The 25,193-nt window shown below is 37.7% G+C and carries 20 protein-coding genes and 1 other RNA gene; 11 read left to right on the forward strand and 10 right to left on the reverse strand.

Annotated features, from left to right (window positions below; translation table 11 throughout):
- Positions 1–75: 75 nt before the first annotated feature.
- From AAC388_RS13790 to AAC388_RS13800, 3 genes are all read right to left on the reverse strand, one after another.
- Complete coding sequence (locus AAC388_RS13790) at positions 76–1,092, reverse strand: FecR domain-containing protein (RefSeq protein WP_342370814.1); 1,017 nt, start codon at positions 1,090–1,092, stop codon at positions 76–78.
- Positions 1,093–1,614, reverse strand: coding sequence for a sigma-70 family RNA polymerase sigma factor (locus tag AAC388_RS13795; protein ID WP_003653184.1), 522 nt, complete (start codon positions 1,612–1,614; stop codon positions 1,093–1,095). It abuts the gene before it with no gap.
- A 136-nt stretch (positions 1,615–1,750) separates the two neighbouring features.
- Positions 1,751–2,641, reverse strand: a complete 891-nt coding sequence (locus tag AAC388_RS13800; protein ID WP_208753187.1) for a LysR family transcriptional regulator — start codon at positions 2,639–2,641, stop codon at positions 1,751–1,753.
- Between the two features lie 187 nt (positions 2,642–2,828).
- On the opposite strand from AAC388_RS13800, the gene AAC388_RS13805 reads away from it, so the two are divergent.
- The 8 genes from AAC388_RS13805 (at position 2,829) to AAC388_RS13840 (ending at position 10,278) form a co-directional block, all read left to right on the forward strand.
- A complete protein-coding gene (locus AAC388_RS13805) occupies positions 2,829–3,773 on the forward strand; it encodes a dihydrodipicolinate synthase family protein (RefSeq protein ID WP_000050879.1) in 945 nt (314 codons plus the stop codon).
- A 172-nt stretch (positions 3,774–3,945) separates the two neighbouring features.
- Entirely contained in the window at positions 3,946–5,331 is a 1,386-nt protein-coding gene (locus AAC388_RS13810; RefSeq protein WP_057084983.1) for an MFS transporter, read from the forward strand.
- Between the two features lie 78 nt (positions 5,332–5,409).
- Positions 5,410–6,756 carry an OprD family outer membrane porin gene (locus AAC388_RS13815; protein WP_342370815.1) on the forward strand — a complete coding sequence of 449 codons (1,347 nt, stop codon included), beginning with the start codon at positions 5,410–5,412 and terminating at the stop codon, positions 6,754–6,756.
- A gap of 644 nt (positions 6,757–7,400) precedes the next feature.
- The gene (locus AAC388_RS13820) at positions 7,401–7,685 is read left to right on the forward strand and encodes a hypothetical protein (RefSeq protein WP_004794079.1); all 285 of its coding nucleotides are present in this window, start codon (positions 7,401–7,403) and stop codon (positions 7,683–7,685) included.
- A gap of 195 nt (positions 7,686–7,880) precedes the next feature.
- Entirely contained in the window at positions 7,881–8,435 is a 555-nt protein-coding gene (locus AAC388_RS13825) for a PAAR domain-containing protein (protein ID WP_342370816.1), read from the forward strand.
- A 17-nt stretch (positions 8,436–8,452) separates the two neighbouring features.
- Positions 8,453–9,151 (forward strand): hypothetical protein, encoded by a 699-nt coding sequence (locus tag AAC388_RS13830; protein ID WP_342370817.1) that lies wholly within the window; start codon positions 8,453–8,455, stop codon positions 9,149–9,151.
- Between the two features lie 2 nt (positions 9,152–9,153).
- Positions 9,154–9,684 carry a hypothetical protein gene (locus tag AAC388_RS13835; protein WP_032057743.1) on the forward strand — a complete coding sequence of 177 codons (531 nt, stop codon included), beginning with the start codon at positions 9,154–9,156 and terminating at the stop codon, positions 9,682–9,684.
- Positions 9,685–9,795: 111 nt separating this feature from the next.
- On the forward strand, positions 9,796–10,278 hold the full coding sequence (locus AAC388_RS13840; protein ID WP_057068425.1) for a hypothetical protein: 483 nt from the start codon (positions 9,796–9,798) through the stop codon (positions 10,276–10,278).
- Between the two features lie 66 nt (positions 10,279–10,344).
- On the opposite strand, the gene AAC388_RS13845 is transcribed toward AAC388_RS13840, so the two are convergent.
- Together AAC388_RS13845 and AAC388_RS13850 are read right to left on the reverse strand one after the other, a co-directional pair.
- Entirely contained in the window at positions 10,345–12,774 is a 2,430-nt protein-coding gene (locus tag AAC388_RS13845) for a DUF2357 domain-containing protein (RefSeq protein ID WP_342370818.1), read from the reverse strand.
- A gap of 19 nt (positions 12,775–12,793) precedes the next feature.
- Positions 12,794–14,506 (reverse strand): hypothetical protein, encoded by a 1,713-nt coding sequence (locus AAC388_RS13850; protein WP_342370819.1) that lies wholly within the window; start codon positions 14,504–14,506, stop codon positions 12,794–12,796.
- Between the two features lie 191 nt (positions 14,507–14,697).
- Here AAC388_RS13850 and AAC388_RS13855 point away from each other — a divergent pair, with 191 nt between their 5' ends.
- The 3 genes from AAC388_RS13855 to vsr all read left to right on the forward strand — a co-directional run bounded on the left by AAC388_RS13855 (position 14,698) and on the right by vsr (position 17,570).
- A complete protein-coding gene (locus tag AAC388_RS13855; protein WP_057068420.1) occupies positions 14,698–15,759 on the forward strand; it encodes a DNA cytosine methyltransferase in 1,062 nt (353 codons plus the stop codon).
- A 9-nt stretch (positions 15,760–15,768) separates the two neighbouring features.
- Positions 15,769–17,028 (forward strand): DNA (cytosine-5-)-methyltransferase, encoded by a 1,260-nt coding sequence (gene dcm, locus AAC388_RS13860; protein ID WP_057068418.1) that lies wholly within the window; start codon positions 15,769–15,771, stop codon positions 17,026–17,028.
- Between the two features lie 80 nt (positions 17,029–17,108).
- Positions 17,109–17,570 carry a DNA mismatch endonuclease Vsr gene (vsr, locus tag AAC388_RS13865; protein WP_342370820.1) on the forward strand — a complete coding sequence of 154 codons (462 nt, stop codon included), beginning with the start codon at positions 17,109–17,111 and terminating at the stop codon, positions 17,568–17,570.
- A gap of 8 nt (positions 17,571–17,578) precedes the next feature.
- Here vsr and AAC388_RS13870 read toward each other — a convergent pair whose 3' ends face one another.
- From AAC388_RS13870 to AAC388_RS13890, 5 genes are all read right to left on the reverse strand, one after another.
- The gene (locus AAC388_RS13870; protein ID WP_057068414.1) at positions 17,579–18,559 is read right to left on the reverse strand and encodes a restriction endonuclease PLD domain-containing protein; all 981 of its coding nucleotides are present in this window, start codon (positions 18,557–18,559) and stop codon (positions 17,579–17,581) included.
- Between the two features lie 263 nt (positions 18,560–18,822).
- Entirely contained in the window at positions 18,823–20,637 is a 1,815-nt protein-coding gene (locus AAC388_RS13875; protein ID WP_057068412.1) for a DUF262 domain-containing protein, read from the reverse strand.
- Between the two features lie 219 nt (positions 20,638–20,856).
- Positions 20,857–21,216: a transfer-messenger RNA gene (gene ssrA / locus AAC388_RS13880) on the reverse strand.
- Between the two features lie 161 nt (positions 21,217–21,377).
- Positions 21,378–23,363: a gamma-glutamyltransferase gene (gene ggt, locus AAC388_RS13885; RefSeq protein WP_342370821.1), complete on the reverse strand. Its 1,986-nt coding sequence runs from the start codon at positions 23,361–23,363 to the stop codon at positions 21,378–21,380.
- Between the two features lie 304 nt (positions 23,364–23,667).
- On the reverse strand, positions 23,668–25,191 hold the full coding sequence (locus AAC388_RS13890; protein WP_342370822.1) for a DHA2 family efflux MFS transporter permease subunit: 1,524 nt from the start codon (positions 25,189–25,191) through the stop codon (positions 23,668–23,670).
- Positions 25,192–25,193 lie beyond the last annotated feature (2 nt).

Genomic DNA, 25,193 nt, shown 5'->3' on the forward strand with positions numbered 1-25,193 from the left:
TATTGCTTCTACTTACTATGACGAACGACTTTCAAAAAAGTGGAACCTAAAATCGAAAATAAATTTAATTTTTTATTATTTTAAAGAAACCATGACCACAAACGGCGTGATTTGCTTAATTTTCAGGTCTGGAAAAACCATAGCCAAAAGCTTAAGTGATTCTGTGGTTTGGTCTAAAGGCAATACCGCATTGACCCGCACATGTTGCAGCGCCGCATCATTAAAAATAATTTTGCCTTTGTAGTTACGGTCTAGCTCTTGTAGCACTTGATTTAATGGCAGGTTTTCTACCATAAGCTGATGCTTTTGCCATTTTTGTTGTTCGTTATACACATTTAGTGCAGGCAGTTTTTGGACGCCATTTTTGTCCATTTTAATGGCTTGCCCTGCTTCAACAATGGCCTGACGAGTCGCATGCAATTGGGTGGTTTTAACTTGCGTGGCTTCTACTTTTACCTTTGAGTGGACCATTTTGAGTTCGGTTGCCGAAGGATCATAACTGACACTAAAAGCTGTGCCGAGTGCCTGAATTTGCCCATGACTGGTTTTGACCACAAACGGTCTAGTCTTATCTTTGGCAACATCGACATAAATTTGACCCTGCACCAACTCAACCACTCGCTGGCTGGTTTTAAAATCAAGATTAACTGCGCTTTTGCCACGTAAAATTAAACGTGAACCGTCTGGTAAGGTTTGCGTAGTCCACTGCCCCGATTGCCCTTGAATGTCGGCCGTAACATAGGCCACTGTAGTATCGGTTAAATAAAATAACGCCCCACTCATGGGAACAAACACGACAGCAAACGCTGTTCCTGCCCGCAAATGTTTATAAGCTTTGCCTGAGTTTAGGCCAGCTTTAAGGGCAACTTTGGTAACTTTTTTATGTCCGCTGGTTTGAGAAAGTTTTTGAATTGACCCAATACACTGTTCAATATCGGCAGCCACTTGGCGGTGTTGCTCACTGGTTTTTTTCCATTCTTCAAATTTTTGTTTGGCGGTTTTCCGTGAGCTTTCATCATCCGAACTCAGTTGAACAATCCAATGTGCAGCTTCTTCAACCAACTGGTGATGTTTGCTTTTATCCATGGCCATTTAAATGCAAGCGTCCATGTCTTGTCTGTTTTGGTAGCACTGAATTAAACAGCTCGCCAAATATTTTTGAATCATTTTGGTCGACACATTTAAACGCTCGGCAATTTCTTTATGGGTATAGCCTTCGAGATAATGCAAAATAAAAGCTTGCTGTGCTTTTTCAGAAACCCCTTCGAGTGCTTTGCAAAGTTGGTTAATTGCTTGAATAATTTGCATTTGGTCTTCGGGTGACGCCACTGCATCAAGCATATATTCCATTTGACTCAAGCCATCTAAATAAGCTTGTTCAATGCGTTTACGGCGCACTTGGTCAATGAGCAGGTTTTTAGCAATGGAGGTTAAATAAGCACGCGGTTCCTTAATGCCGAATAGCTCGTCTCGCGTTTGTAGTAGTTTAATAAATGTGTCCTGAACCAGATCTGCGGCCTGATCAGTATTACCTAATTTTTGTCTCAACCATTGGTGAAGCCAGCTTTGGTGACTTCTATATAACTGATCTACAAGCAAAGAAGTTTTGTTCACAGCAATTGGACTCAAAACAAGGAACTCACAAATGATAATAATTATCATTTAAATAAGTCAAGCAATAATTCAAGTAAAACTTAAATCACTGTTTAATAAATTGAATTAATTGCCCGCTCGTTTTGCTGCACTCCTCTTAAAGCAAATCGGCCAAATTCCTAATTTCTTCCATCACCGCCTTACACGCAGGCGTTAAATAGCCATGTTTAGAAATAGACAAAGAAATATAACGCTTGAGAGCTGGGTTAATAATTTTTGCGGCTTGAATTGAGGTGTATTGGCTGGCTTTTTTTAAAGCTTGCGGCCCCAACATGGTGTACATGCGAGATTCGGAAACCAAATGCGTTTGTAAACTAATCGAGTCGGCTTCAAATACAATATTTAGCTCTACCCCATTTTCATAAGCCATGTGGTCTAAAAAATTACGCCAGTTACTTGGCCTGCAAAACGTGACCAGTGGTAACTGACTTACTTCTTTAAAGTCGACTTCATTGGCCTGAGTGAGTGCATCTCCTTCACAGCCCACCAAGTAAGTATCGGCTTGGCTAAGATAAACATCGCCTTGTTTAGGTGTCGGGTTAAACCGATAGAGAATAGCTAAATCAACGCTACCATCTTCTAGCCATTTTTCTAAATGCACGCCTTGACCTTCACGTACCGACAGTTTAATTAAGGGATATTTCTCTTGAAGCACTTTATACAGAGTCGATAACAATGGATGTGCTGTAGACGGTAAACTGGCAATACGAACCGTCCCGATCGGGGTATCGGTCGAGTGCAAAATTTCATTATTGAGTTGGTCGGTCACATTTAGCCATGAACGAATTTTAGGAAGTAAATGCTGACCTAAATCGGTGAGTTCGACGCCGCGTCCGGTTCGGTTAAACAAACGACCGCCACATTGCGCCTCAAGCTCGTTCATTTGCCGACTGATTTGCGGCTGGTTGGTGTTATGCAACATCGCGACTTTGCTTAAGCTACCGAGTTCCACCGCGTCTAAAAATATTTTCCATAATTCATAATTCATCGATTCTTCCTAAATCGTAAATAGGCAGCATTTTGAGCCATACATTTTCAGTATAACTGAAATTCAAGAATTGGTAATTCCTACATAGCTCACCTATTTCTATACTCCAATCATGTTCTCTACAACACGATTTCAGTCAGATTAAGAACCAGAGAATATTTAATTACACTGTATAGGAAGTACGATTATGAGTTTAGATTTACGTGGATTAACCCCAGCACCTGTGACTCCTTTTACCCGTGACGGACAAGTAGACCATAATGCAATTCAACGTTTAGGTTCATGGTTAGGCAGTATTGATGGTGTGAAAGGCTTGGTTGTTCTTGGGCATGCAGGTGAAGGAACATTCTTGTCGCAAAAAGAACAAATGCAGGTCATCGAAAGCTTTGTTAAATCGGTAGATGACAAAATTCCGGTAATCGCAGGGATTACACTCGAAGGTACTTCTGTTGCAGCAGAAGAAGCAAAACGTGCAGTCAGCGCTGGTGCTTCGGCAGGTTTGATTTACCCTTCACATGGCTGGTTGCGTTTTGGCTATCAAAAAGGCGCACCACAAGACCGTTATAAAGCAATTTATGAAGAAAGTGGTTTGCCATCTATTTTATTCCAATATCCAGATGCAACGAAGGCCACTTACGATCTAGAGACTCTACTCGATATTTCTGCACAGCCAGGTGTGTTTGCCATGAAAAATGGTGTGCGTAACATGCGCCGCTGGGATGTCGAAATTCCAATTATTCGCCGTGAACGTCCAGACTTACAGGTATTGACATGCCACGATGAATATTTGCTTCACACCATGTTTGATGTAGACGGCGCTTTGGTTGGCTATGGCAACATTGCCCCTGAACTGTTAATTGAAATGATTAAAGCAGGTAAAGCTAAAGATTACGCCAAAGCTCGTGCGATTCACGACCAATTATTACCAGTGACTCGCAATGTTTATCACCGCGGTTCACACATGGAAGGCACAGTCGCGCTTAAACATGCACTGGTTGCTCGCGGCATTTTGGACCATGCCACTGTGCGTTCGCCTCTGCTTCCACTGGCAGATGGTGCTGAGCAAGAAATTCATGATGCGATGCGTCAAGCTGGAATTGGCAAGGTCGATTTAACCCAAGCCGTTGCTTAAATTCTATTCGGGCTAGCATGTACGCTAGCCTTTTTTTCCTGTACGCTGCCTGAGGCCAAACATCGGGCATGTCTCTTAAAAATAATAATAAAAAGCATGCAAACTGTGGTGAACAGGTAGTGCGAAATAGAACAACAAAACTACGAGGAATGTAGTAATAAGGAGATAGAAGATGACAAATCTAGCGGATGTAGAACAAATTAGTCATCATCAAAAAAATGCGGAAATTATTGCAAGACTCGAACGACTACCCGTCACCGGTCGACTGCAATTTATGCGAATTACCATTGGCATAGCGACCTTTTTTGACGCTTATACTGTTCTTGCGATTGCCTTTGCTTTACCCCAACTCATTACCGAATGGCACCTAACGCCTGCCTATGTCGGCGCAATCATTGCCGCGGGCTATGTCGGGCAACTGGTCGGAGCAATCTTCTTTGGTTCACTTGCAGAAAAAGTCGGTCGTTTAAAAGTGCTGTCTTTTACCATTTTACTGTTTGTGGCAATGGACATTTCTTGTCTGTTTGCGTGGAGCGGAATGTCGCTGTTAATTTTCCGTTTCTTACAAGGCGTTGGAACAGGTGGCGAAGTGCCTGTTGCGAGTGCCTATATTAATGAGTTTATTGGTGCAGAAAAGCGCGGTAAGTTTTTCTTGCTCTATGAAGTTTTGTTCCCACTCGGTCTTATGTTTGCAGGCATGGCTGCATTTTTCCTGATGCCAATTTATGGCTGGAAAGTCATGTTTATTGTGGGCCTAATTCCATCTTTATTGGTAATTCCTTTACGGTTTTTCTTGCCTGAGTCACCACGCTGGTTGGCTTCAAAAGGCCGTTTTAAAGAAGCGGATCAAGTGGTTAAAAGCTTTGAAGACGGTGCCATCAAAAGCGGTAAGACTTTGGCTGAACCTGTGGTTAAAGAAATTAACCCGCAAGGCATGGCAAAAACCGACTGGCGCGAGCTGTTCCGTGGCATTTACCGCAAACGTACCTTTACCCTGTGGGGCATGTGGTTTTGCGTTTATATGGTGAACAATGCCATGGTGACTTGGCTGCCATCTCTCTACAAACAACACTTTGGCCTGTCGCTGCAAACCAGTTTAGGTTATGGCTGGATTACCTCGGGCGTGGGTGTGATTGCCTCTATTATCTGTGCGTTAATGATTGATAAAGTTGGCCGTCGCCCTTGGTACAGTGCAGCATTTTTCTTGGCAATTATTCCACTCATGAGCCTCTCGGTTTTAGGCGCAAAATCGGCGATGGAAGTTGTGATTTTGGCAACGCTCAGCTATGCCATTTTGCAAACTATTTCCTTCTCTTTATACCTCTACGCTGCCGAACTTTACCCTACTCGCCTACGTGCGATGGGCATTGGTTTTAGTACCGCTTGGTTACGTGCCGGCTCTGCAATTGGGCCTGTTATGGTGGGCCTCGTAGTTGGTGGTTACGGCATTCAATATGTGTTTAGTGTGCTTGCCGTTGTGGCACTCATTGGTGGTCTGGTGACCTTCTTGTTTGCCATTGAAACCAAAGGCCAAGTGCTCGAAAAACTCTCTCCTTAATTCATCCATTTCATAAAAAGCTTGCCTAACCCCAGCGTTAGGCAAAGGGCTTATTCATGCTTAAAAAAGGAATTTAAAATGAATAAATATTTGCTATGGGGCTGTATTGGTTTAGGCAGCGTGAGCAATGCGTATGCAGAGCTTCCTCAAGAATTTGGCAAGTTAGAATTAAAACTCAACACCCGTTACTGGAATGATGAAGGCACCGCCCACCCCACGCTTGCCAACCCTTCGCCTTCATCGAGTGAATATGAACAAAGTGCCTTAGGGCTTGAGTTAAATTATCAGTCACCTTACTTGTGGGACTGGCTTGGGGTAGATGGCTCACTCTATGCAGTCACCAAGTTATTTGACTCTGGCAAGCCGAGCGCTCAGCTTTTAGAAGTCGAAAATAACGGCAAGCTTGATCAAAACTTTGCGACTTTAGGACAGCTCTATATCAAAGCAAAACTGGGCGATAAAGGTGAAATTAAGTTAGGCCGTCAGCTGCAAGATTCGCTGTTGCTTAAAAGCACCAATAACCGCGCTGTGCCAGATACCTTTTCGGGCGCGAGTGGCCAGTTTCAACTGAATGATCGGCTACAGACTTACATCGCCTACTATGACCGCTGGAAACCGCGCAGCATGGACTCTTTTGAAAAACTGGTGACTGAAAATGACGAGCGAATTGATTATGTCGGTTTACTCGGTGCCAAGTACCAGTACAAAAACTGGAGCGTGAATGCCGAGTATTTAAACAGCAAAGATTATTTAAAAAAGTATGGGGCGATTGCTCAATATAAACTGCCCTTGCATGGCCTTGTGTGGACATTTAACACGGGTGCGTTTTTCTCGCGTGATGATGGCAAGCTATTTAAATGCGGTGCCGAAACCGAGCTGGATTGTGTCAAAGGCCAAGACATTAACAACCGCGGGAATGGTTATTTTATAGATGTAAATGTGGCCAAGAATAATATTGAGGGTGGCATTGCCGTTTCAAAGTTTGATGGTTTTTGGATAGAAGATAACTTTGCCGTGCACTCCGCCCGCAACTCGGTTTTAACGCAAGACCACGGCACCAACCCGTTTCCGACCTCTGCGACCATTGGCCCAGACTTTAGCAATAACGATGAAACTGCCGTTGCCCTTCGCTTGAAATATAACTGGAAAGATTATGTGAAAGGTTTAAAAACCGAAGCGAAGTATATTTATGGCTTTGGCGCTCACCAAAGTAACATCAGCAGTGATATTGAGGGTAAAGAGCGTTATTTTGACTTTACGGTGAGTTATGCCTTGCCGTGGGTAAAAAACTTAGATGTGCGTTATTCATTTTTGCATTATGAGTCAAAGTTTGAAAATGCAAACCTAGGTGAAAAAATAAATGGTATGTCTCGGAAAGATTGGGACCAGCACCGTGTATTTATTAATTACCGTTATACATTTTAAGCACAGGCTAAACGTTTAGTTTAGCTTTATTATTTTTATTAATTTACGGCTTTAAATATATTAACTTTTGAGTTTAATTAAAATATAAATTTATATTTAAAATTTTTATAATATTTTATTTAAATTGAATTGACCTATTAAAAACTTATGATTATTATGGTCCCGCTGGCCTACATTGCCAGTCGGTTTTGACAGACCGAGTATACAGCGTATCAGGTTTATACTTCCTGAGTATCAGACTTGTGCGCAACCTGCACCTCCCCCTTACCGTTGCGGTAGGACGGGAGGGGGACGCGCTTGCGCGTGCTGGTGTATACCCAGTCTGTCAACCCCTTCTCGTTCTACCACCCTAATCAATTGACGGTGATTTTTGGTGGTAGAGCTCCATACATTTTAAGGAGTTGACCATGCCACTATATATACTTATCCCCTCTCTCTTATAAACTTTTTTATTTATTTAAAATTTGGGTTTTCTATTATCTAAATTTTCAAATTTATAAATTATTTTTATTTTAAAATTTAAGTCATTTTATTTTCCTGTATTTCAGGCGGGTTAACCATTCCCTTTTAAATGATTTTAATACTTTAAATATATGCGGATTATTTTTTATTAATAACTTAGTGAAAATTATCACGAGAATAATATGAAACTTTATAAACCTATTTTGGCTTTAAGCCTTTTAATAGGCGATTACGGTGTTTCTGGTTGCGACATTCACACTCAGCAGGACTTTGAAGAAATTTGCCTGTCTGGTGGACACACCCAAGCCAGTTGCGACTGTATTTACCAACGGCTTGAACAAGTGTATTCGCATAAGCTCATGCAACGTCTAGAACATGTCAGTTTGCAAAGTCCTGCTCTCCCACAGGACTTTGCTCCTACTTTTTTTAGTGTGATGCGGCGGTGCGATAAAGAAGACATGGGCTAAGCATTTGGCTTAGCTCCCTTATCTCTGTGTTGCAATGGTGGATGACTTTAAATCAGCGCAAAAAATTAAAGTTCTGTTGTGGCATGGGGGCCTTGGACAATAAGTTAACTCTACTGAACAATAAAAAATATACAGTATTGTCTACCCCGTATTTGGTATGCTTTTGGCACTTCATAAAGATAAGAAGGAATAAGTTTGGCAACACCATATATAACAATAGGCTGCCCCACTAGTGGCGGTGGTCAAGTAATTTCTGGGAACAGTATGTTCCTAGTCGACGGTATTCCCGTTGCTTGCGTCGGTGACAAAGCTACCTGCCCCACTCATAAAGTTGTTGCAACTATTGTGTCTGGCGACCCGTATATGCAAATCTTTGGTAGAGCTGCTGCGCGTGTTAACGACTCTCTTTCCTGTGGCTGTAAGTTACTTCCACAACAGAACTTAGTAGTTCAAGACAATGGTGGTGGTTCGGCTCAAAGTTCGCCAGCGAGTAAAGCTCAAACTCAAGATAGCTTTGTAGAAGACAAGTCGAAAGACATTCATAAAATTCAATTTAAGCTTGTTGATGATGAGACTAAAAAGCCACTCACTGAACTTATGTATGAAATTTATAGTAAAGATAAAGGGCAACTGCTTGTACAAGGCTACACTGATAAAAGCGGATTAACGGCGCTTTATGAAAGCAACTTTACAGCCGAATCTGTAGAAGTAATTTTAGTGGACTTATCGAAGCCAATTGAACCTATTTAGAATTATTGGAAGTTTTTATGGCTGGCTCTCAAAGAGAAATAAACACAAATTTAGGTCGAATAATTTTTCATTCAAACTATGATACTAAACCCGCAAATGTTGAAATTGATCTTAAAAGCACAACCAACATGTGCGTCTCAAAAGATGAAGGTTATCTAACAGCGTGTGAAGGTTGGCAAAACTTAGTACCTGTAAAAAAAATAGTTCCTTACACGTTTGGAATGAAACAAGCCCATTGGGACCATGTTAAAGAAAGACAACCCTTTGAATATGACATGGCTTTGCATTTTGGTTTGCAGTTCGATTTGCGTGAAATTGAAAAAGCTACACCTGGTTTAATTTATACAGAATATTTTCATACACTGATGTACCTACGCTTTGCATCTTACATAACAGATGTCGCAACAAGTCGAGCAGGTAAAGCCCTATTTGAACTTGCTAAAGATGTGTTTGAAATCAGAGCTGCTGCTAACTATAAAGATATACCAGAAATTGTAAAACTTGCTCCTACTGGTATGGGTTTATTTGATAAGGCCAGATATGTAGGACTTGCTGAAGCAGTCAAACTCAATAGAGGTCCTTTTTACATAGATCAAATAATGTATGAAGTAGTCTTCGGTAATCGAAAAAAATGGAATAGGCAGGCTTATAATCTTGCTGTTGCTGAATATGGTTATGTGCGACCGTTGTCTGAAATGAGAAAAATGGGTGATTAATTGTGAAGTCTAAACTTTGTATTATTTTAATGTCTCTTTTGACAGTAGCGTGTAGCCAAGCAAACACGCCCAAGAAGGATGTAATTACTGAAGCTGATGTAACCCAAGCAAGCGAAGCATCTCTGTATGCTCAGTTTAATCAGCTTTATTACACAAAGTTCTTGTATAAAGCAGCATACAATGAAGCTGACAAGGTAACTGAAACTAATGATCAATTGCTAAGTTATGCCACTTTTTTAATGCATGCAGTAAATACAACATACGATTCTTTAAATTTAAAGCTTAATGATGACCTAGATTTAATGGCTTCAGGCAAAAAAAGTAAGATGTCAATTGATGCTTTAGATTCATTATGTGTAAGTAATAAATACATCGAAAAATATATAAAACTGAAAGAAAAAAACGGGAGCAAAGTTTCTGCTGAAGCTAAAGAACTATCTAAAGAGGCTTTGGCCCTTCAACCGAAAATTGAAAAAATCATAATGAAAACCGATTCACCATTAAATGATATTGAATGTAAAAAATTAAAGTAAGCTAGAGAAAGCCCTGATTGTTCAGGGCTTTTTCTAAAGTGATTTAACGTAAATTACCCCAACTGATTCAAATAATAAAAACAACTCAGAGAACCTTCGGAGATCTGCACAATGTTAGTAAACAGAACTTATGTTAAATTTATCTGTGCCCTTCTGTTTATGCTTTTCATGAATGGTTGTGCAAATTCCCAGATAAATAGCGATAGAGAAGCTTTAGTTAATGCAGGGCGTGGCGCCGTCAATGTAATAATTACAAATTACCGAGTGTACAGATATGCCCTTCAAGAAAAAAATAGTGATGTCACAAAATCATTAGTTTATGCAACATTAACAAATGCAAATATATTAAAGGCTTTTGAAGAAGAAGCTGGAAATGGTTATATTATTGAAGAAAGTTTGAATACTCGTAAGTTGAATGAAATCTGCTGGATGGCGAAATTTGTACGTAAAACTAAAGATGTAATCTCACCCAAAGAACAAGATCACTATAAAGATATTTATGCTTGGTTAAATAACAAAGAACAAACTTGGGTGAAAAAAATAAATTCTTCCTATACTAAAGATGAATTAGGACCTGACGATTGCCGTAAATAATGAGTTATAAAAAGCCACTTATGAAAAGTGGCTTTTTTGTTGAGAGTTTGATGGGATGCAATCCATTCAAAAAACTAGACCCCTATAAACACATTTTAATTTCGTAAAGTCTTTAATATTTTCCAATCTTTCCAAAGTAGTCAATATTATAGAGTCTGTAAATACTTTATCAGGAATATTAGAAATATTATTCATCAATAATAAAGGTTGCCCTAACTCAAATTTATAATACATAGAAGGTTGTTTTCCATCACTCCCTCTCTGGACAGCATCATTACTTAAAATGATATCAATTTTTTTTACCGGCCAAATTTTATCAATATTTTTTATGGAATTATCTTCAACTGAAGGAATTGCTAGCCCCAGGTATCTAATTTCATTTAAAATATGAATAGAATACTTATTAAGCAAGAGATCTGCAGGTAAAGAAAAGCTTTCAGCAACACCATTCCTGAAATTGTCAAAATAGATGTCATTCTTTTCTTCATTTTCAGTTAAAGCTGCCGTCATTATCAAGTCAGGGTATAAAAATTGTTTCATACCACTATATGGGATACGAACAGGCTCCTTGAGATATAATTTTTCAAAAAAAGTATCCCCTGATTTTTCATCAAGAGTTTGTACCGCTTCTATTTGACCAGATAAATATGTTAATAGCCAATGATACCCACTTTTGTCGTCTTCCTTGTTATTAGGTAATAGAGCAAATGCTCCTATGCCAATTTCATCTATAGATTTTTGATATGGATTTCCCACTTCAAGATTTAACTGATCAAAATTACCAGGGTATAAAGCAAATGCTCCAATTACAGGCCGACTTTTTAAGAAATATTGCCCCGCAGATGTTTTTTTAGCTCTAATTTCTATTAAAGCATCTCGATAACGATGCATCTGATTAATTGCATCATCCGGTACATAATCCTTATCGTTTGAATCATTGTTACCAAAACGATCATCATTATTTTTTATTCTATATTTTGCATCAAATAACCAGACAAATCGTTTTCCATGAGTTGATTCAATTTCCAAAACTATATCAGGCTCTTGATTAACTGTGTAAGAGCGGATATCTGTAGACGACTTTGTAAATCTTGGCTCATGGGCAAGTCTAGCCTTGACCCCATCCTCTCGAATAAACTCGAATGCACCTTTATTCCCATTTTTGAATTGATATTCGAAATATTCATTTAATTCTAATTTATTTTTTCCAGTGATAATTTCTTCAAATCCCAACTCATCTTGTAAAATATTTTTTAACGTCAGAAAACACCAAACCTCATATATTTCAGCTACAGATTTCATTGAAATAGTTGAAATACTTCCAAACTTATCCAAATAGAATTTTAAATCCTGCCAAATACGATAAACAGTGCTGTACCCTGTTTTTTGCTGTAGAACCAGTGACTCTTTATTTTTTTCTGTATAATTTCCAACTTCATTAAAAAAGTCATTAGCTAAAATTTTTTTTAACGGGTATTGCCACTGATGTAATTCATTAAGAAAAGCTTCTGAAAAACGTTGTTTTTCTAATAATGGATCACTTTTTCTTAAGGCTTTCTCAAAAGCAAACAATTTTTTTTGGCAAGTCAAAACAACTGATTTAATAAATCTATTTTCCTGAGTGTCTACACTTAATTTTTTGATTTCTATTTTATATTTTTTATTAAAATATCCATTTTCTTTATCCTCTCTTATTTTCATACTGTTTTTTTGATTTATTCGTCCCTTGAGACGGTCAGCTTTTATAAATGTAGAATGTGCTTGCAATCTATTATGAGGAGCTTGAACAATAACTTTCAATCCCTTTTCAAAACGCTCTCTCAATCTAGAGAAATTAGCCAACCACATTAAAGGAAAATTTCCACGATGATGGCTATTTGCTGAATTTTGTTCTGTTTTTTCAACTAAACTAAAACGCCATAAAGGAAATATCTGATCAATTGCCTCATACATAACGGGTAAATCTGTATGTAAATCCATTTTTGATGGTAGTACTTCGAAAGATATTTCATGCCGAAAAGTTTGATTCTCTGTTTTGTACTCTAATGGCAAACGCATCCAACCAACATTATTTTCGGTATTAAATGTGCCTACTAAACGAGCTGGCATATTACGATGAGCCTGGACAAATCGAAAACTACTATTTAATGCTAAACTTTTGTGAAGAAGTTCTGCCACACGTATATTATTATGAAAAATCCATTCGAATTGATATTGTACGTTTTCGAAAAATAGAGAATTTGGTAATTCTATTTCTGATAATGAATAACTTTCATCCTGAACTAAAGACTTATTTTCGCATTCAACATTTATCACCTTTAACATTGGATAGAAATAAATATATGAAATATTTTTTTGTAATGTACCCTCGCCATTCAACAGATTTTTATTACGTTTACCGATAGTATCCATATAAGTTTTTCGGCGTTTGGAAATATCGTTTGACCAAACAGATAGTTCAAACTCTGGAGTCTTTATATAGAGTAATTCAGGCATAACAGCTTATCCTACCAAATCATGGCCAAAAACTTGTAAATCCTGAACTCTCTAACCTTTCTTGCATCCAATTTAACTTATGCAAACTTCTACATTCAATCTGAACAGGAGAATTAGTTGAATTATCTTTTCTATATAGATCAGGACGGAGAATTGATCCAGATTCATCTTCTCCAGTTTTTTGCTCGATAATATCTTTAAACTCAACACGGAGTTTTTTTCCCAATTGTACTAATAGTGACTCTTCAGAGAGACCATTCATTAATTTATCAATATCTCCTTCGATCCGAGGTAATACTTTGCACATCAGAAAGTCATCCCAAACAGCGATTAATTCTAAATAGTTACCAGGTTTCTGGCTAACTAATGCAAGCAAAAGCTCATTTAAAGCACGGTAAGCCAACTTAAACGGAGTGTTAAGCAATAATTCATTGATGTCATTGAGAAAGCTTATAGTTTTCCCACCATTACTGTCTATAGCAGGTAAATCAGTAATATTTACCTGAGAATAAATAGGATAACTTAAAGTTTCATTTTTAATGCTAGAATTAAAATACATTTGATAATCAGTTGGGAAAAACTCTCCAAAATCAAAAGTTAAAGCACGATCAATAACTTTCCTTGAGAACCCATGAGTAGTTTCATCCATATTCACGGTTCCTGCCACCAATAGATTAAACGGCAAGCCTAAACCAAATTTAAAGAAAGTCTCCCAAATGTAATCATACTTTACTTCTTCTAAACCTAAGTTTTGTCTCAACTCAACAGTATTTTCTACTTGCTGAAATATACTAGCCTTCAACAAAGGATCTGAAAAATATTTAAAATCTGTATTAATCCACTTCCATTCTCTTGTTTCTAATATCGACAGATAATCTGCAAAATATTGCTCTACTGGGGCTAAATTCATTTCATCCAAACATAACCAGAATGGAGGAATTTTTTCCAACTGAGCTGAATTCCCACTTACGTAAAGGCGTTCTCCATATCCATTAATATTTTCGAACTTGATTTCTACTTCGGCATCTACAATTGCCTTCCAAGCTTTAGCTATAAAATTTAGTACATCAGTAGTTATATATTCTGTTTTCCCACTCAAACGAGAAATATAGCCCAATAAATCACTTGGCTCATGCCAATCAGGCCGAACAGAAGTTAAACAATATGTATCAGATAAACTACCTGATGCTTTAGCTTGTTCTCTTATAAATCTTGTCTTACCTGTGCCGGAAATACCTGCCAAAAGTATGAATGGCTTACCTAATCTTGTAACTTTTGAATTGGTAATTTCATCTGATATAGTTTCATCTGCAACAATTTCAATCACTTTATTATTAGATTGCGGACGTTCTTTATATCTTTCAAGAAAATCATAAAGATCTAAATGATTATTATTAACATCAATATTCACACCATCCTGATATTGATAAAATGCAACTACAGTATTTGGGGAAATTAATATACTTCCATCCTCATCAGTATGCACTTCTTTTGGTAGAGACAGTCTAAACTCAGTTTTAGACGGAGGCTTCGCATAATTTACTTCAACCCTAAAAATACGATTGACGTATAAATTTACCTTTCCTCTAAACAAATTCTCTTCATTTAAGGTAGGAAATATACCGGCTGCATCCTTCGGAACTAAACAAAAGGCCCCCCGTCCTGTACCTCCATTTGTACTAATGCCAAGCTCATTATTATTAAATTTATGAACCCATACGAGCTTAGACATCTTTCCTCCGGTTGTACTGAATTGATTTTAGTCTTAGTAAAAATTAATCTTGATCATAAACTATAATATTATTTATTTATTCTAATAAATCAAACTAAAGCGACAAATTATGTCTCCCCCACCAGCTTTTTTTTTAAAAATCTATTAAACTCTCCCCTGCAAAGTTTTAAAGTTTTCAGGATTATTCATTAATGGCATCAAACAAACCAACTGTAATTGATATGTTCTCCGGTTGTGGTGGTCTATCACGTGGCTTCATGGATGCAGGTTATGAAGTTTTACTTGGTGTAGATCATGAAGAAATCGCTTTAAAAACTTTTAAACACAATCATGGAGATGCAATTGCATTTCACGGAGACTTGTTTAAAAAAGAAACACTCCTTGATATGGCCCGATTAATAAAAACCAAAAAGGTTGACGTCATAATTGGAGGACCACCGTGCCAAGGATTCTCTCTGACAGGAACTCGTAAAGAAAACGATGCTAGAAATACTCTTTTTCAATCTATGGTAGAAGCAGTAAAGTTGTTTCAACCAAAAGCTTTTGTACTTGAAAATGTTCCTGGTTTAGCTACGTTATATGATGGTAAAGCTAAAAATGCCATCCTTGAACAATTTGGGGCTCTAGGATATACAATCAATTTTCAGGTTTTATATGCTCCTGATTATGGTGTGCCACAAATAAGAAAACGGATTTTCTTTGTGGGAATCAAAAATGGACAAAAGTTTTCATTCCCAGAACCGGTACTAACTCCTGAAAAATATATCTCCTGTGAACAAGCTATTTCTGATTTACCAAGTTTAGAACATGACTTAGGTAAAGAGAAAATGGAATACCCTTCATCTCCTCTTTCAAAATATCAAGAGTATATGAGAAAAAATTCCTCTATTCTTTTAAATCACGTAGGAACAGTTCATACAGAATTGGTTAAATCTGTTATTTCATTAGTACCAGAAGGTGGAAATCATAAAGATTTACCTCCAGGCGTGGGTGACAGCCGAAAATTTAATGAGGCATGGACTCGTTATCATAGCAAAAAGCCATCCAAGACCATTGATACAGGCCATCGTAACCATTTCCATTATAAATGGAATCGTGTACCTACAGTTCGTGAGAATGCCCGTCTGCAAAGTTTTCCTGATGACTTTGAGTTTTTTGGAAACAAAACTCAACAATACCGTCAAGTTGGAAATGCAGTTCCACCTCTACTAGGTTTTCATTTAGCTAAAGCTCTTAAGAAATACTTAGACTAGGGAATAGAAATGACTTATACATTTATTGATTTATTCGCTGGTTGCGGCGGTTTATCTGAAGGTTTTCATAAAGTTAATGACTTTGAATTTCTAGCTGCTGTTGAGTGGGAAAAAGATCCAGTAATTAATTTAATTCATCGTCTAGAACGAAAATGGAATGAAAAAAATGCAGCTGATAAAGTTCTAAGATTTGATATTCAGAGAACAGCTGAACTATTCCATGGGTGGCAAGAAGATCCAGAATATGGCTCACATAAAGGACTAAATGAAGTTATTGGAAATAAGACTGTCGATATTATTATTGGTGGGCCCCCTTGTCAGGCATATTCTTTGGCCGGTAGAGCTCAAGATAAAAATAGCATGAAAGATGATTATAGAAATTATCTTTTCGAAAGTTATATTAAAGTCGTAGATCAATATAAACCAAAAGTATTTATCTTTGAAAATGTTGTGGGATTATTATCTGCAAAACCGAAAGATGTCCCAGTAGTTGATCTGATAAGAGAAATATTTGATCAGCATGGCTATGCTATTGTTTCAGATCTTAAAAAATATGCCTTACAGGATCTAACTTTATTCGGTGTTCCACAGAAAAGAAATCGAGTAATAATTATTGGTATTCGTAAAGATCTGTTCAATGACCCAGAAGCGACTTTAAGAAACTTTTATACCAATATTTTACCTGCTCATCATGAACATTTAAAAACAGTTGAAGATGCTATTGGGGATTTGCCAAAGTTATATCCCGTTAAAGAGTATAAATTAAATGGAAAAAAATATTCACACTCTTTCGCAGAAGAAATTATAAAAAATCATGAACCTCGTTTTCATAATAGTATCGATATAGGTACATTTAAGCTATTAGCACAAGATATTGAATCTGGTGAAAAAAAATATATCTCAACAAATGAGCTCTTAAAGCTTTATACAGAGAGAACAGGGAAGACTTCTGCGGTACATAAATATTATGTCTTACGTCGAGATGAAGCTAGTAATACAATTCCTGCTCATTTGTATAAAGATGGATTAAGACATATTCATCCAGACTCTCAGCAGGCAAGATCACTAACTGTAAGAGAAGCTGCAAGATTACAAACATTTGATGATGATTATGAATTTATTTCTTCAGTTGGCGCCAATTATAAAATGATTGGAAACGCCGTACCTCCTTATTTTTCTTATAAATTAGCATTGGCTATTAAAGAATTATTTAGAGAACTGAATATGGAGAATCTAAAAGAAAATTGTCAGTTAACAATAAACTTTTAAGTTTTTACAACTTTATTGTTTACACTTTTTTAAGGCTTTTTTTAAATGGTTAATATCTCTTTATAAGAAATAGGCAACCTATGGTCGACATTGTAGATAGCACAACTCGTAGTATTATGATGTCTAAAATAAGGAGCAAAAATACAAAACCTGAATTACTTATTCGTAGTCTGTTACACAGAAGAGGATTCCGTTTTCGCGTCCATGTAAAAGATTTACCAGGTAAACCAGATATTGTATTAGCTAAATATAAAGCAGTTATTTTTATAAATGGATGCTTCTGGCATGGACACCAAGGTTGCTCACTTTTCAAATTACCTGGCACTCGTAGTGATTTCTGGGAGCAGAAAATTGCTCGGAATCAAATTAATGATAATAAAGCCATAGTAGCTTTATTAGAAAAGAACTGGAGAATAGCAATTGTTTGGGAATGTAGTATTAGAGGGAAAAACAGGAACCCTGAACAGGTTATTACATTGATTGCAAATTGGTTACAAGGTTCTGAAGTTTTTTTAGAGGTAAGTTCAAAAATATATGAATAATTATATGTTTAAACAGAAAAATCCATATAATATATTCCTTCCGCTTGCAAAGAAATAGTAACATCTGTACGGCCATATTTTTCTAAATCTCGTTTAGTAATCACATGAGTATCTGATACACCTATTCTTTTTCTTAAATATAAGCCAAGCTCAGCCTTTGAATCACTTGAACATATAGCTTTCGGGTAGATTAAATCTCCGATGGTAAGATTTTGCTCTAATAATCCCTTCATAATTGTTCCATCATCCCAAATTAACTCTATCTCATCATTTTGTCGTTGTAATTTACCAGTGCGTTTAGACGGAGTGCCCACTTTAGGAGGAAATAGATGAGGATAATTTTGTATTGCTTTTTTAGTAATTCTAATCTCGGCATCACCTACTGAGGTATGAGAGGTTCCTCCTATTTTTGATGAGTTTACTCCCCAATTTAATCCGCTCTTTGCAGGAACTTCCAATATCCCTCTAGTTTTCGTTAAAAAAGAAAGCTTACAGTCCGTTGCCACTCCAACTCTTGCAGATAAATTATTTACTTTTAACTTTACTGAACTAGAAGAGCAATGAATAGAATTGCTTATTATTTTATCAAAATAAGCCTGTAATTGAGAAAATACTGAAGGATCAGCTTCTACAAGAACTTCTCGATCAGGGGTAGCTAAACCATTCCTTGAAAAATTGGCCGATCCAATAAGAGCATCTACTATAATTCCTTTCTTTTTCCACAAATAACATTTTGCATGGACACCACTTTGGGAATAGAAAAGATCTGTATTTGTTAAGCTAGAGTTTATTTTTACTAAAGATTTATGGAGTTTCTCACCTATACTATCGGAACCATACATTCCATAAATGACCTGGCAATCTAAGGGAAGAGTTTTTAATTTAGCAAAAGGATCAGGTCCGATGTAACCTGTAATAATCAACAATTCGTCAGCTTTTGAACCCAAATGTCTGTTAAAAACTACACTTTCTAAATTATTACTATACATAAAATAAAACTCTTAAACACCATGTTAATTATTACTTAAATTTAATATAAGTCCCTATCTTTTAAAATCATATAATTTTATTTAGATTAAAAATATAATCATTCTACTAATTATTAAGTTAATTAAAGAATATACTCTTTAATTAATTTAATAATTTAAATCTTTAAAAAGAAAAATCCCCGAAACTTACTTTTCAGGGCTTTTCACAAATTTTGGTGGAAATAAGGGGGAGTTGACTCACCTCCTCTACCACATCAATAATGCTAAACTAATGATTCTTTCGGCCAAATTTGCATGATAGCTTTAAAAAGGCTATGAGAACGCTCATCAATCTGCTTTACATCCCAGATTTCTTTATCTAAACATTCTCTAGTTCGTTTTAGTGTTGAGTAGGTATCTAAATCTTTACGCTTAGAAGACCAAGCTGCATCACGTAATTTAGAGTTTAATGTACCTTTTATCAAAGCCAAGTTCCCTAATGTCAAAAGCTTGTAATTGTTTTGATCAATTAACTCTTTCGTTTCAGGTATATCCCAATTATTCTGCCATTTTTTTGGCATCAGATGCTCTAAAGAAAAACCATCTAATGATAGAACATGATTATCAACTTTAGGGTCACTTAAATCATATAAAGAGATGATATATAAAACTTCACGGGTATATTTATTAATCAGTGCTTTATTAAATATTGCTTTCCTAACTTGCTCATCACTAGGAAAAATATTAGTATCTTCTTTATAAGTAAGGAGTTTATTCAAAAATCGTTCACTAGTAATAGTGTCCCATTTTTTTACCTCTACCAATAAACTTAAAAACAAGTTGTTATAGTTTTTAGTCGTCATCTTACAGATTGTACGTCTTGCTATGTACGATTCCAGAACTTTTAATATCTTTTTAAGTTCTGCTTCATCCTTTACTTGTTTCATAATAAATAGCATTAAAGGCATTATAGTCGTAATGTCGAATTCCGAAGCAATTTGGAAAAAACGCTTTTTATATTCCCCATAAGATAAAGCACGTAAGTCAATTCCATCAGGAATTTGTCGATAGACCTCGGCATGTTGTTTCAGATCTTTTATCAAAGCAACAAGTTCATCCTGATTTTTCTGTTTGATGAGATTTTTGTACTCTCTAAATAGCTTTTCAAGCTTTACGGTGCTTTCTTTCGTGATAACAAGATAACTATATAAAAACAACTCCATAGTTGATCGACGCATACGGCCCGATGTACGATCTGATGACCAAAATTCGATATCATCTTCATTAGCTTCAAAAATAGAGTACCAATTCTCTTGATATAGCTTTATTGATTTTTCATTATTTTTGAATAAAAAGTTTTTCAACAGTTCAGCTGTCGTTAGTTTAACACCTTGAGAGTTGATCGTATCGAATATCTCTTGAACATCATCTTTTTTTGATAACGCCATATGTATTACAGGTAATTTAATTAGAATTGTTTGGACAATTTTTTTAATTAATTGATCTTGAGTATCTATATCTATATTTTTAGAGTTTAAATATTTATTCACAGCATTTCTAAAATATAGATAACAGCCTAAAACTGTTTTATGTTCTAAAGCTTTATTAAAATAATCATCCCATTGATCTTTTGATAACTTTTCAAAATCTTTCCAACTTTTTTCATTATGACTAGCATCAAATAATATAGATTCGAAAAGTTCTACATCTTTTCTACTATGAATAATTCGCGGACACAATTCAGCTTCACTGTCAGTGAAAGTTAGTAGAGTTTGTATCCAATTCTTTGTTGCTTCTTTTTGAGCAAGATCTTGAATAGCTTTTAACAGTAAACAAATTGTTGTTAATCGTTGTTGTCCATCCACTAGATCATATTCAATTGCACCAATTTTAGTTGATTCTTTTTGTTGAACTATAATTGTGCCAATGAAATGTTCTGATTCAGAATCACTAGCCATTTCAGTTTGCTCAATTACACTTTCAATAAATTCCTGCCAATTTTCAATTTTCCATACATATGGCCTTTGAAAGAATGGAATATGATATTGACTGCTCCCCATTAAAAATGACTGAATTTTCTCTTTATTAGCACTTAACATTTCATTTATTACCTCTAACTTACTTCTTTATAAAAAAGGCATTAATGTATCTATTAATTAAAAAAAGATGACATAACGTCCCTTAAAATATTTCTACTCATTATAAATAAATCATCATTAACTACTCTATTAATATTTAGTCTAGAATAATCAAAATATTAAAAACTTACAGCCAATAAAAAGCCCCGAAACTTACGTTTCAGGGCTTTTCACGAATTTTGGTGGAGATGGCGGGAGTTGAACCCGCGTCCGCCAGCATTACGCTCGAGAATACTACATGCTTAGATATCGTCTATTGTTTTAACACCAAGTGACCCGACGAACAGGGTACAAGTTGCGATCCTCTAAGTTTGGTATAAAGCCCCGAGGCTTGACTCTATACGGACTTGTGTGCGTGCGCTACGGTCGGGTTCCTAAACCACAAGTATTCTAGGAAGCGGACAAACTGCCCTTAGGCAGCTAGAGCGTAAGTTTCGTCGTTTGCGACTATTAAAATGCAAATTTTATTTACGAGAGAAAATGCGCTCTCGGCATGCATCTATGAGTTTCATCACCGGCGTCGAAGCCAATAACATCCCCATGAATGTCTGAACATCATAGCATAACTAAAATAAAATGCTGTGCAATTTATCAACAGTCTGCTACTGATGAACATATTTACATAATGGAGAGCCTTTTGTTTTTTTCAAGGCCCCTCATAAAAAAGCTGCCAAAAATGACAGCTTTTTTTAAAGTGTGGTCTATAAGGCTCCATTGCCTAACACGATCCCTTCACGGCGTGGGTCTACCCCACCTGCGTATTTACTTTGATTATTTATATTTACTTTCATAATCGTTGAAATACCACTGGTTTGCGCAGTGTTAGAGATGCCATGCCCTTTTGCTTTTAAACCTTCAATCAGGTCAACTAAAGAAAGCTGTACATTCGAGCTATCCACATTGGTGTTTTTGCTATTGGTTGCGCCAAAGTTAACAAGCGAAGTAGCCTGCTGTGCATTTAAGTTCCAGTCCAATGCACTCACCAAAGTTTTAACTACATATTGAATGATGGTACCGCCACCTGGTGAACCTGTTGCCATATAAAACTCATCTGGCGTGGTGCCTTTAAACACTAAAGTTGGCGCCATGGTACTACGTGGGCGTTTGCCCCCTTCTACACGGTTAGCAACCAGTGCCCCAGTGCTGTCATAAGGGTTCGCGCTAAAGTCAGTTAACTGGTTTGACAGCAAGAAACCATCCACCATGTGGAATGAACCCATGCTCGATTCAACAGTCGATGTCATTGAAACCACATTGCCATAGGCATCTACAATGGTGAACTGCGTTGTACCGTGTTCAACAGTAGTATCCACACCTGCTGCTGTATTGAAATTACCTGCTGGCGCAACGCCCATACTTTGGTTCGGGTTAATCAGTGCGGCACGTTGTTTGAGGTAATTTTTATCAATAAAACTTGGAATACCCTGTGCCGGCAAACGAACAAAGTCAGTGTCTGCCACATATTTGTCACGGTCGGCGTAGGCCAAGCGCTCTGCTTCAGACACTAAATGCACACCCATAACATCGGGCACACCACCTTCATTTTCAGGGTTCTTAGGTGGATAAAGCGACATATCAAAGTTTTCTAAAATACCCAACGTCTGTGCAACTGCTATCCCTCCCGAAGATGGAGGCGGCATGGTACATACATAGTAACGCTCACGATACGTCGTACAAATCGGGTCGCGTTTTTTAACCTGATAGTTCGATAAATCCTGCAAGGTCATCAAACTTGGGGTAATTGGAGTTTTTGCTGGGTCATCACCTAACGTCTGCCCTGCTTTTGCCACAATGGCTTGCGCAATCGGCCCAGTGTGTAATGCATTTGCGCCTTGCGTGGCAAGTGCCTCTAGGGTTTTTGCATAGGCTTTATTAGTCATAGTTTCACCAACTTTACGTGGTGAACCATCTGGGTAGAAATAGGTCGCCATTGCATTTGCATCGAGTGCTAAATTGCTTGCATTGTTTGCAATTGCATCTGCTAAACGGCCCGGAATGCGGAAACCGTTATCAGCTAAACCAATCGCTTCACCAAAAAGCTGATTCCATTTGAGTTTGCCATGTTCTTGTTGTGCTTGCTCAAGCAAACGCATCACACCCGGCACACCAATTGAACGACCACTACGACGCGCGCTTGGTACAGGCGCTGGTGAATTAGGATCATATATATCTTGGCGAATTAAATAATATTCGTTAGCTGCGGCTGGTGCAGTTTCACGTCCATCATAAGCCGTAACTTTTTTGGTTTTGGCATCGTAATACATCATAAAACCACTACCAGCAATCGTGCTCGATTGAGGTTCGACTAAACCCAACACTGCTTGTACGGCAACGGCTGCATCGACTGCACTGCCGCCTGCTCTTAAAACATCACAGCCGGCTTTTACCGCAAGTGGCGTGTTTGCCACCACCATATATTTATCTGCGTATTTAACCGTATTACCGAGTCTATAACCCGATGCACCCTCTGGCGCGGCGGGGTCACCATTTTGGTTTGAACCGACCACCACGCTTGAACCGTCTTGTGCCAGTTTGCTACAACTGGTCGGGTCATTATCTACAATTAAATTAGGCGGGGTTGTATTTGAATCATCCTTGGGCTGATCTGAAGAGGAATCATCTCCACATCCTTGTAATAAACCGACTGCTAATAAACTACTGAACAAAAATGAATATCTTTTATTCACGTGATAACTCCAATATATACGCCTGCCTATCCATGCAATTGCCATGCAAGCTTCTTTGTTTTCAGGTCTTCAGTTTTTTAATCTTTGATAAAAATAAAGTTTTAATAATATTAAATGATTGGCGGTGTTTGTTTTGTGCTCTGTGTGATGTCTCCTTGCTTGTTATCACACTCTTTTATAACTGATTTGCCCAATTCTGGCATGCTTTATTTCTTTAAATACAGGCAAAATCTGCTATTTATAAACTCACTCATTTTGTAGTTGGCCTAAAAAAAGCACCTCCGAAGAGATGCTTTTTTTATGTTTAGTGAGAAGGCATACCACTGACCTGTTTGGGTTTTGGACACAGCCAAATGACCAATCCCGCAAAGACAAACACCATCGCAAACAGCAAAAACACATGGTTTGCCGACATGGTAATGGCTTCTTTATCGACAAGGTTTGAAATAATTCCTAATGTCGAGTCAGCCGTAAAACCATTTTGTGCAAGGTTATTTTGAACTTCGGCAGTATTTAGGTTTGACACCATTTCACTACGGGCAACTTTGGCATGGTCATCCCATACCGTCACTGCAATTGAAGCGCCAATCGCCCCTGCCATGGTTCTTAAGAAGTTCATGAGGCCCGCAGCAGATGCAATCTCTTGCTGGAGTACGGAACCGAGTGCAATATTCGACAGTGGAATAAAGAAAAATGGCACAGCAAAACCTTGTAAGATTTGCGGCCAAGCCAGTGCCATAAAGTCAGCATCTGTGGTCCAGAATGCCCGCATTAAGGTCACAGCGCCCAACAAAATCAAACCGAAACTTGCCAGTGCGCGTGGGTCATGTTTGGTCGAAAGCTTTGCCACAATAGGTGACATGGTCAAACTACCAAAGCCCATGGTTGCAGTTAAATAGCCGGCCCACGTGGCGGTGTAAGAAAGGTTCATTTGCAGCCACTGCGGAATCAGTACAATACTGCCAAAGAATGCGCCAAAACCAAGTGACAAGGCCAGTACCGAGATTGCAAAACCCCTATGCCTAAAGACTTTGACGTCTACGACGGGATGTTTGTCGGTCAGCTCCCATATCAGGAACACCACAAAGCCAATGGCGGCAGTTAAAGCTAAAACGATAATGCTGGTGCTGTTAAACCAGTCGCGTTCGTGCCCTAAGTCAAGCATGAGCTGTAGCGCACCAATCCACAAAATTAACAAACCTAAACCGACCGTGTCGATTCTTAAAGAAATCGTTTCTGTTTCAGCCACTCTTAACAAGCGCATTGCCGCTAAAACACAAATAATCCCAACAGGTAAGTTAATAAAGAAAATCCAGTGCCAAGATAGGTTGTCACTAATCAGACCACCCAAAATTGGTCCTAAGATTGGTCCAACGACGGTAGTCATGGCCCATAGGCCCATTGCCTGTGCATGCTTTTCTTGAGGGAAAATACGCATCAGCAAGGTTTGACTGAGTGGCATAAGCGGGCCACCGCATAGACCTTGTCCAATACGGAAAAACACCAGCATGCCTAACGAGTTTGCTAGTCCGCACAAAAAAGAAAAAATGGTAAAACCAATCAGACCAAAAATAAAAACCCGAACGGTTCCAAAGCGACCCGCAAGCCAACCTGTTAAAGGTACACAAATCGCTTCTGCAACGGCGTACGACGTAACTACCCATGTCCCTTGTGTACTTGAAACGGCAAGGTTACCGGTAATGTGCGGTACAGATACGTTGGCAATAGTCGTATCGAGCACGACCATAAAGTTCGACAAGGCAATAACAAACGCTGCCAGTATTAAACGGCCACCGCTTAGTTCGGCAAAAGGTGTTTGCGTTTTCATAA

Origin of the sequence: Acinetobacter sp. D009, assembly GCF_038562025.1 — a bacterium.
GTDB lineage: Bacteria > Pseudomonadota > Gammaproteobacteria > Pseudomonadales > Moraxellaceae > Acinetobacter > Acinetobacter pittii.

Coding starts and splice junctions, on each gene's coding strand:
- AAC388_RS13875 (WP_057068412.1), bottom strand. CDS start 20,637: ATGTTAAGTGCTAATAAAGAGAAAATTCAGTCATTTTTAATGGGGAGC.
- vsr (WP_342370820.1), top strand. CDS start 17,109: ATGGTCGACATTGTAGATAGCACAACTCGTAGTATTATGATGTCTAAA.
- AAC388_RS13830 (WP_342370817.1), top strand. CDS start 8,453: ATGGCTGGCTCTCAAAGAGAAATAAACACAAATTTAGGTCGAATAATT.
- AAC388_RS13840 (WP_057068425.1), top strand. CDS start 9,796: ATGTTAGTAAACAGAACTTATGTTAAATTTATCTGTGCCCTTCTGTTT.
- AAC388_RS13890 (WP_342370822.1), bottom strand. CDS start 25,191: ATGAAAACGCAAACACCTTTTGCCGAACTAAGCGGTGGCCGTTTAATA.
- AAC388_RS13820 (WP_004794079.1), top strand. CDS start 7,401: ATGAAACTTTATAAACCTATTTTGGCTTTAAGCCTTTTAATAGGCGAT.
- AAC388_RS13855 (WP_057068420.1), top strand. CDS start 14,698: ATGGCATCAAACAAACCAACTGTAATTGATATGTTCTCCGGTTGTGGT.
- AAC388_RS13810 (WP_057084983.1), top strand. CDS start 3,946: ATGACAAATCTAGCGGATGTAGAACAAATTAGTCATCATCAAAAAAAT.
- AAC388_RS13845 (WP_342370818.1), bottom strand. CDS start 12,774: ATGCCTGAATTACTCTATATAAAGACTCCAGAGTTTGAACTATCTGTT.
- AAC388_RS13800 (WP_208753187.1), bottom strand. CDS start 2,641: ATGAATTATGAATTATGGAAAATATTTTTAGACGCGGTGGAACTCGGT.
- dcm (WP_057068418.1), top strand. CDS start 15,769: ATGACTTATACATTTATTGATTTATTCGCTGGTTGCGGCGGTTTATCT.
- AAC388_RS13790 (WP_342370814.1), bottom strand. CDS start 1,092: ATGGCCATGGATAAAAGCAAACATCACCAGTTGGTTGAAGAAGCTGCA.
- AAC388_RS13850 (WP_342370819.1), bottom strand. CDS start 14,506: ATGTCTAAGCTCGTATGGGTTCATAAATTTAATAATAATGAGCTTGGC.
- AAC388_RS13870 (WP_057068414.1), bottom strand. CDS start 18,559: ATGTATAGTAATAATTTAGAAAGTGTAGTTTTTAACAGACATTTGGGT.
- AAC388_RS13805 (WP_000050879.1), top strand. CDS start 2,829: ATGAGTTTAGATTTACGTGGATTAACCCCAGCACCTGTGACTCCTTTT.
- AAC388_RS13815 (WP_342370815.1), top strand. CDS start 5,410: ATGAATAAATATTTGCTATGGGGCTGTATTGGTTTAGGCAGCGTGAGC.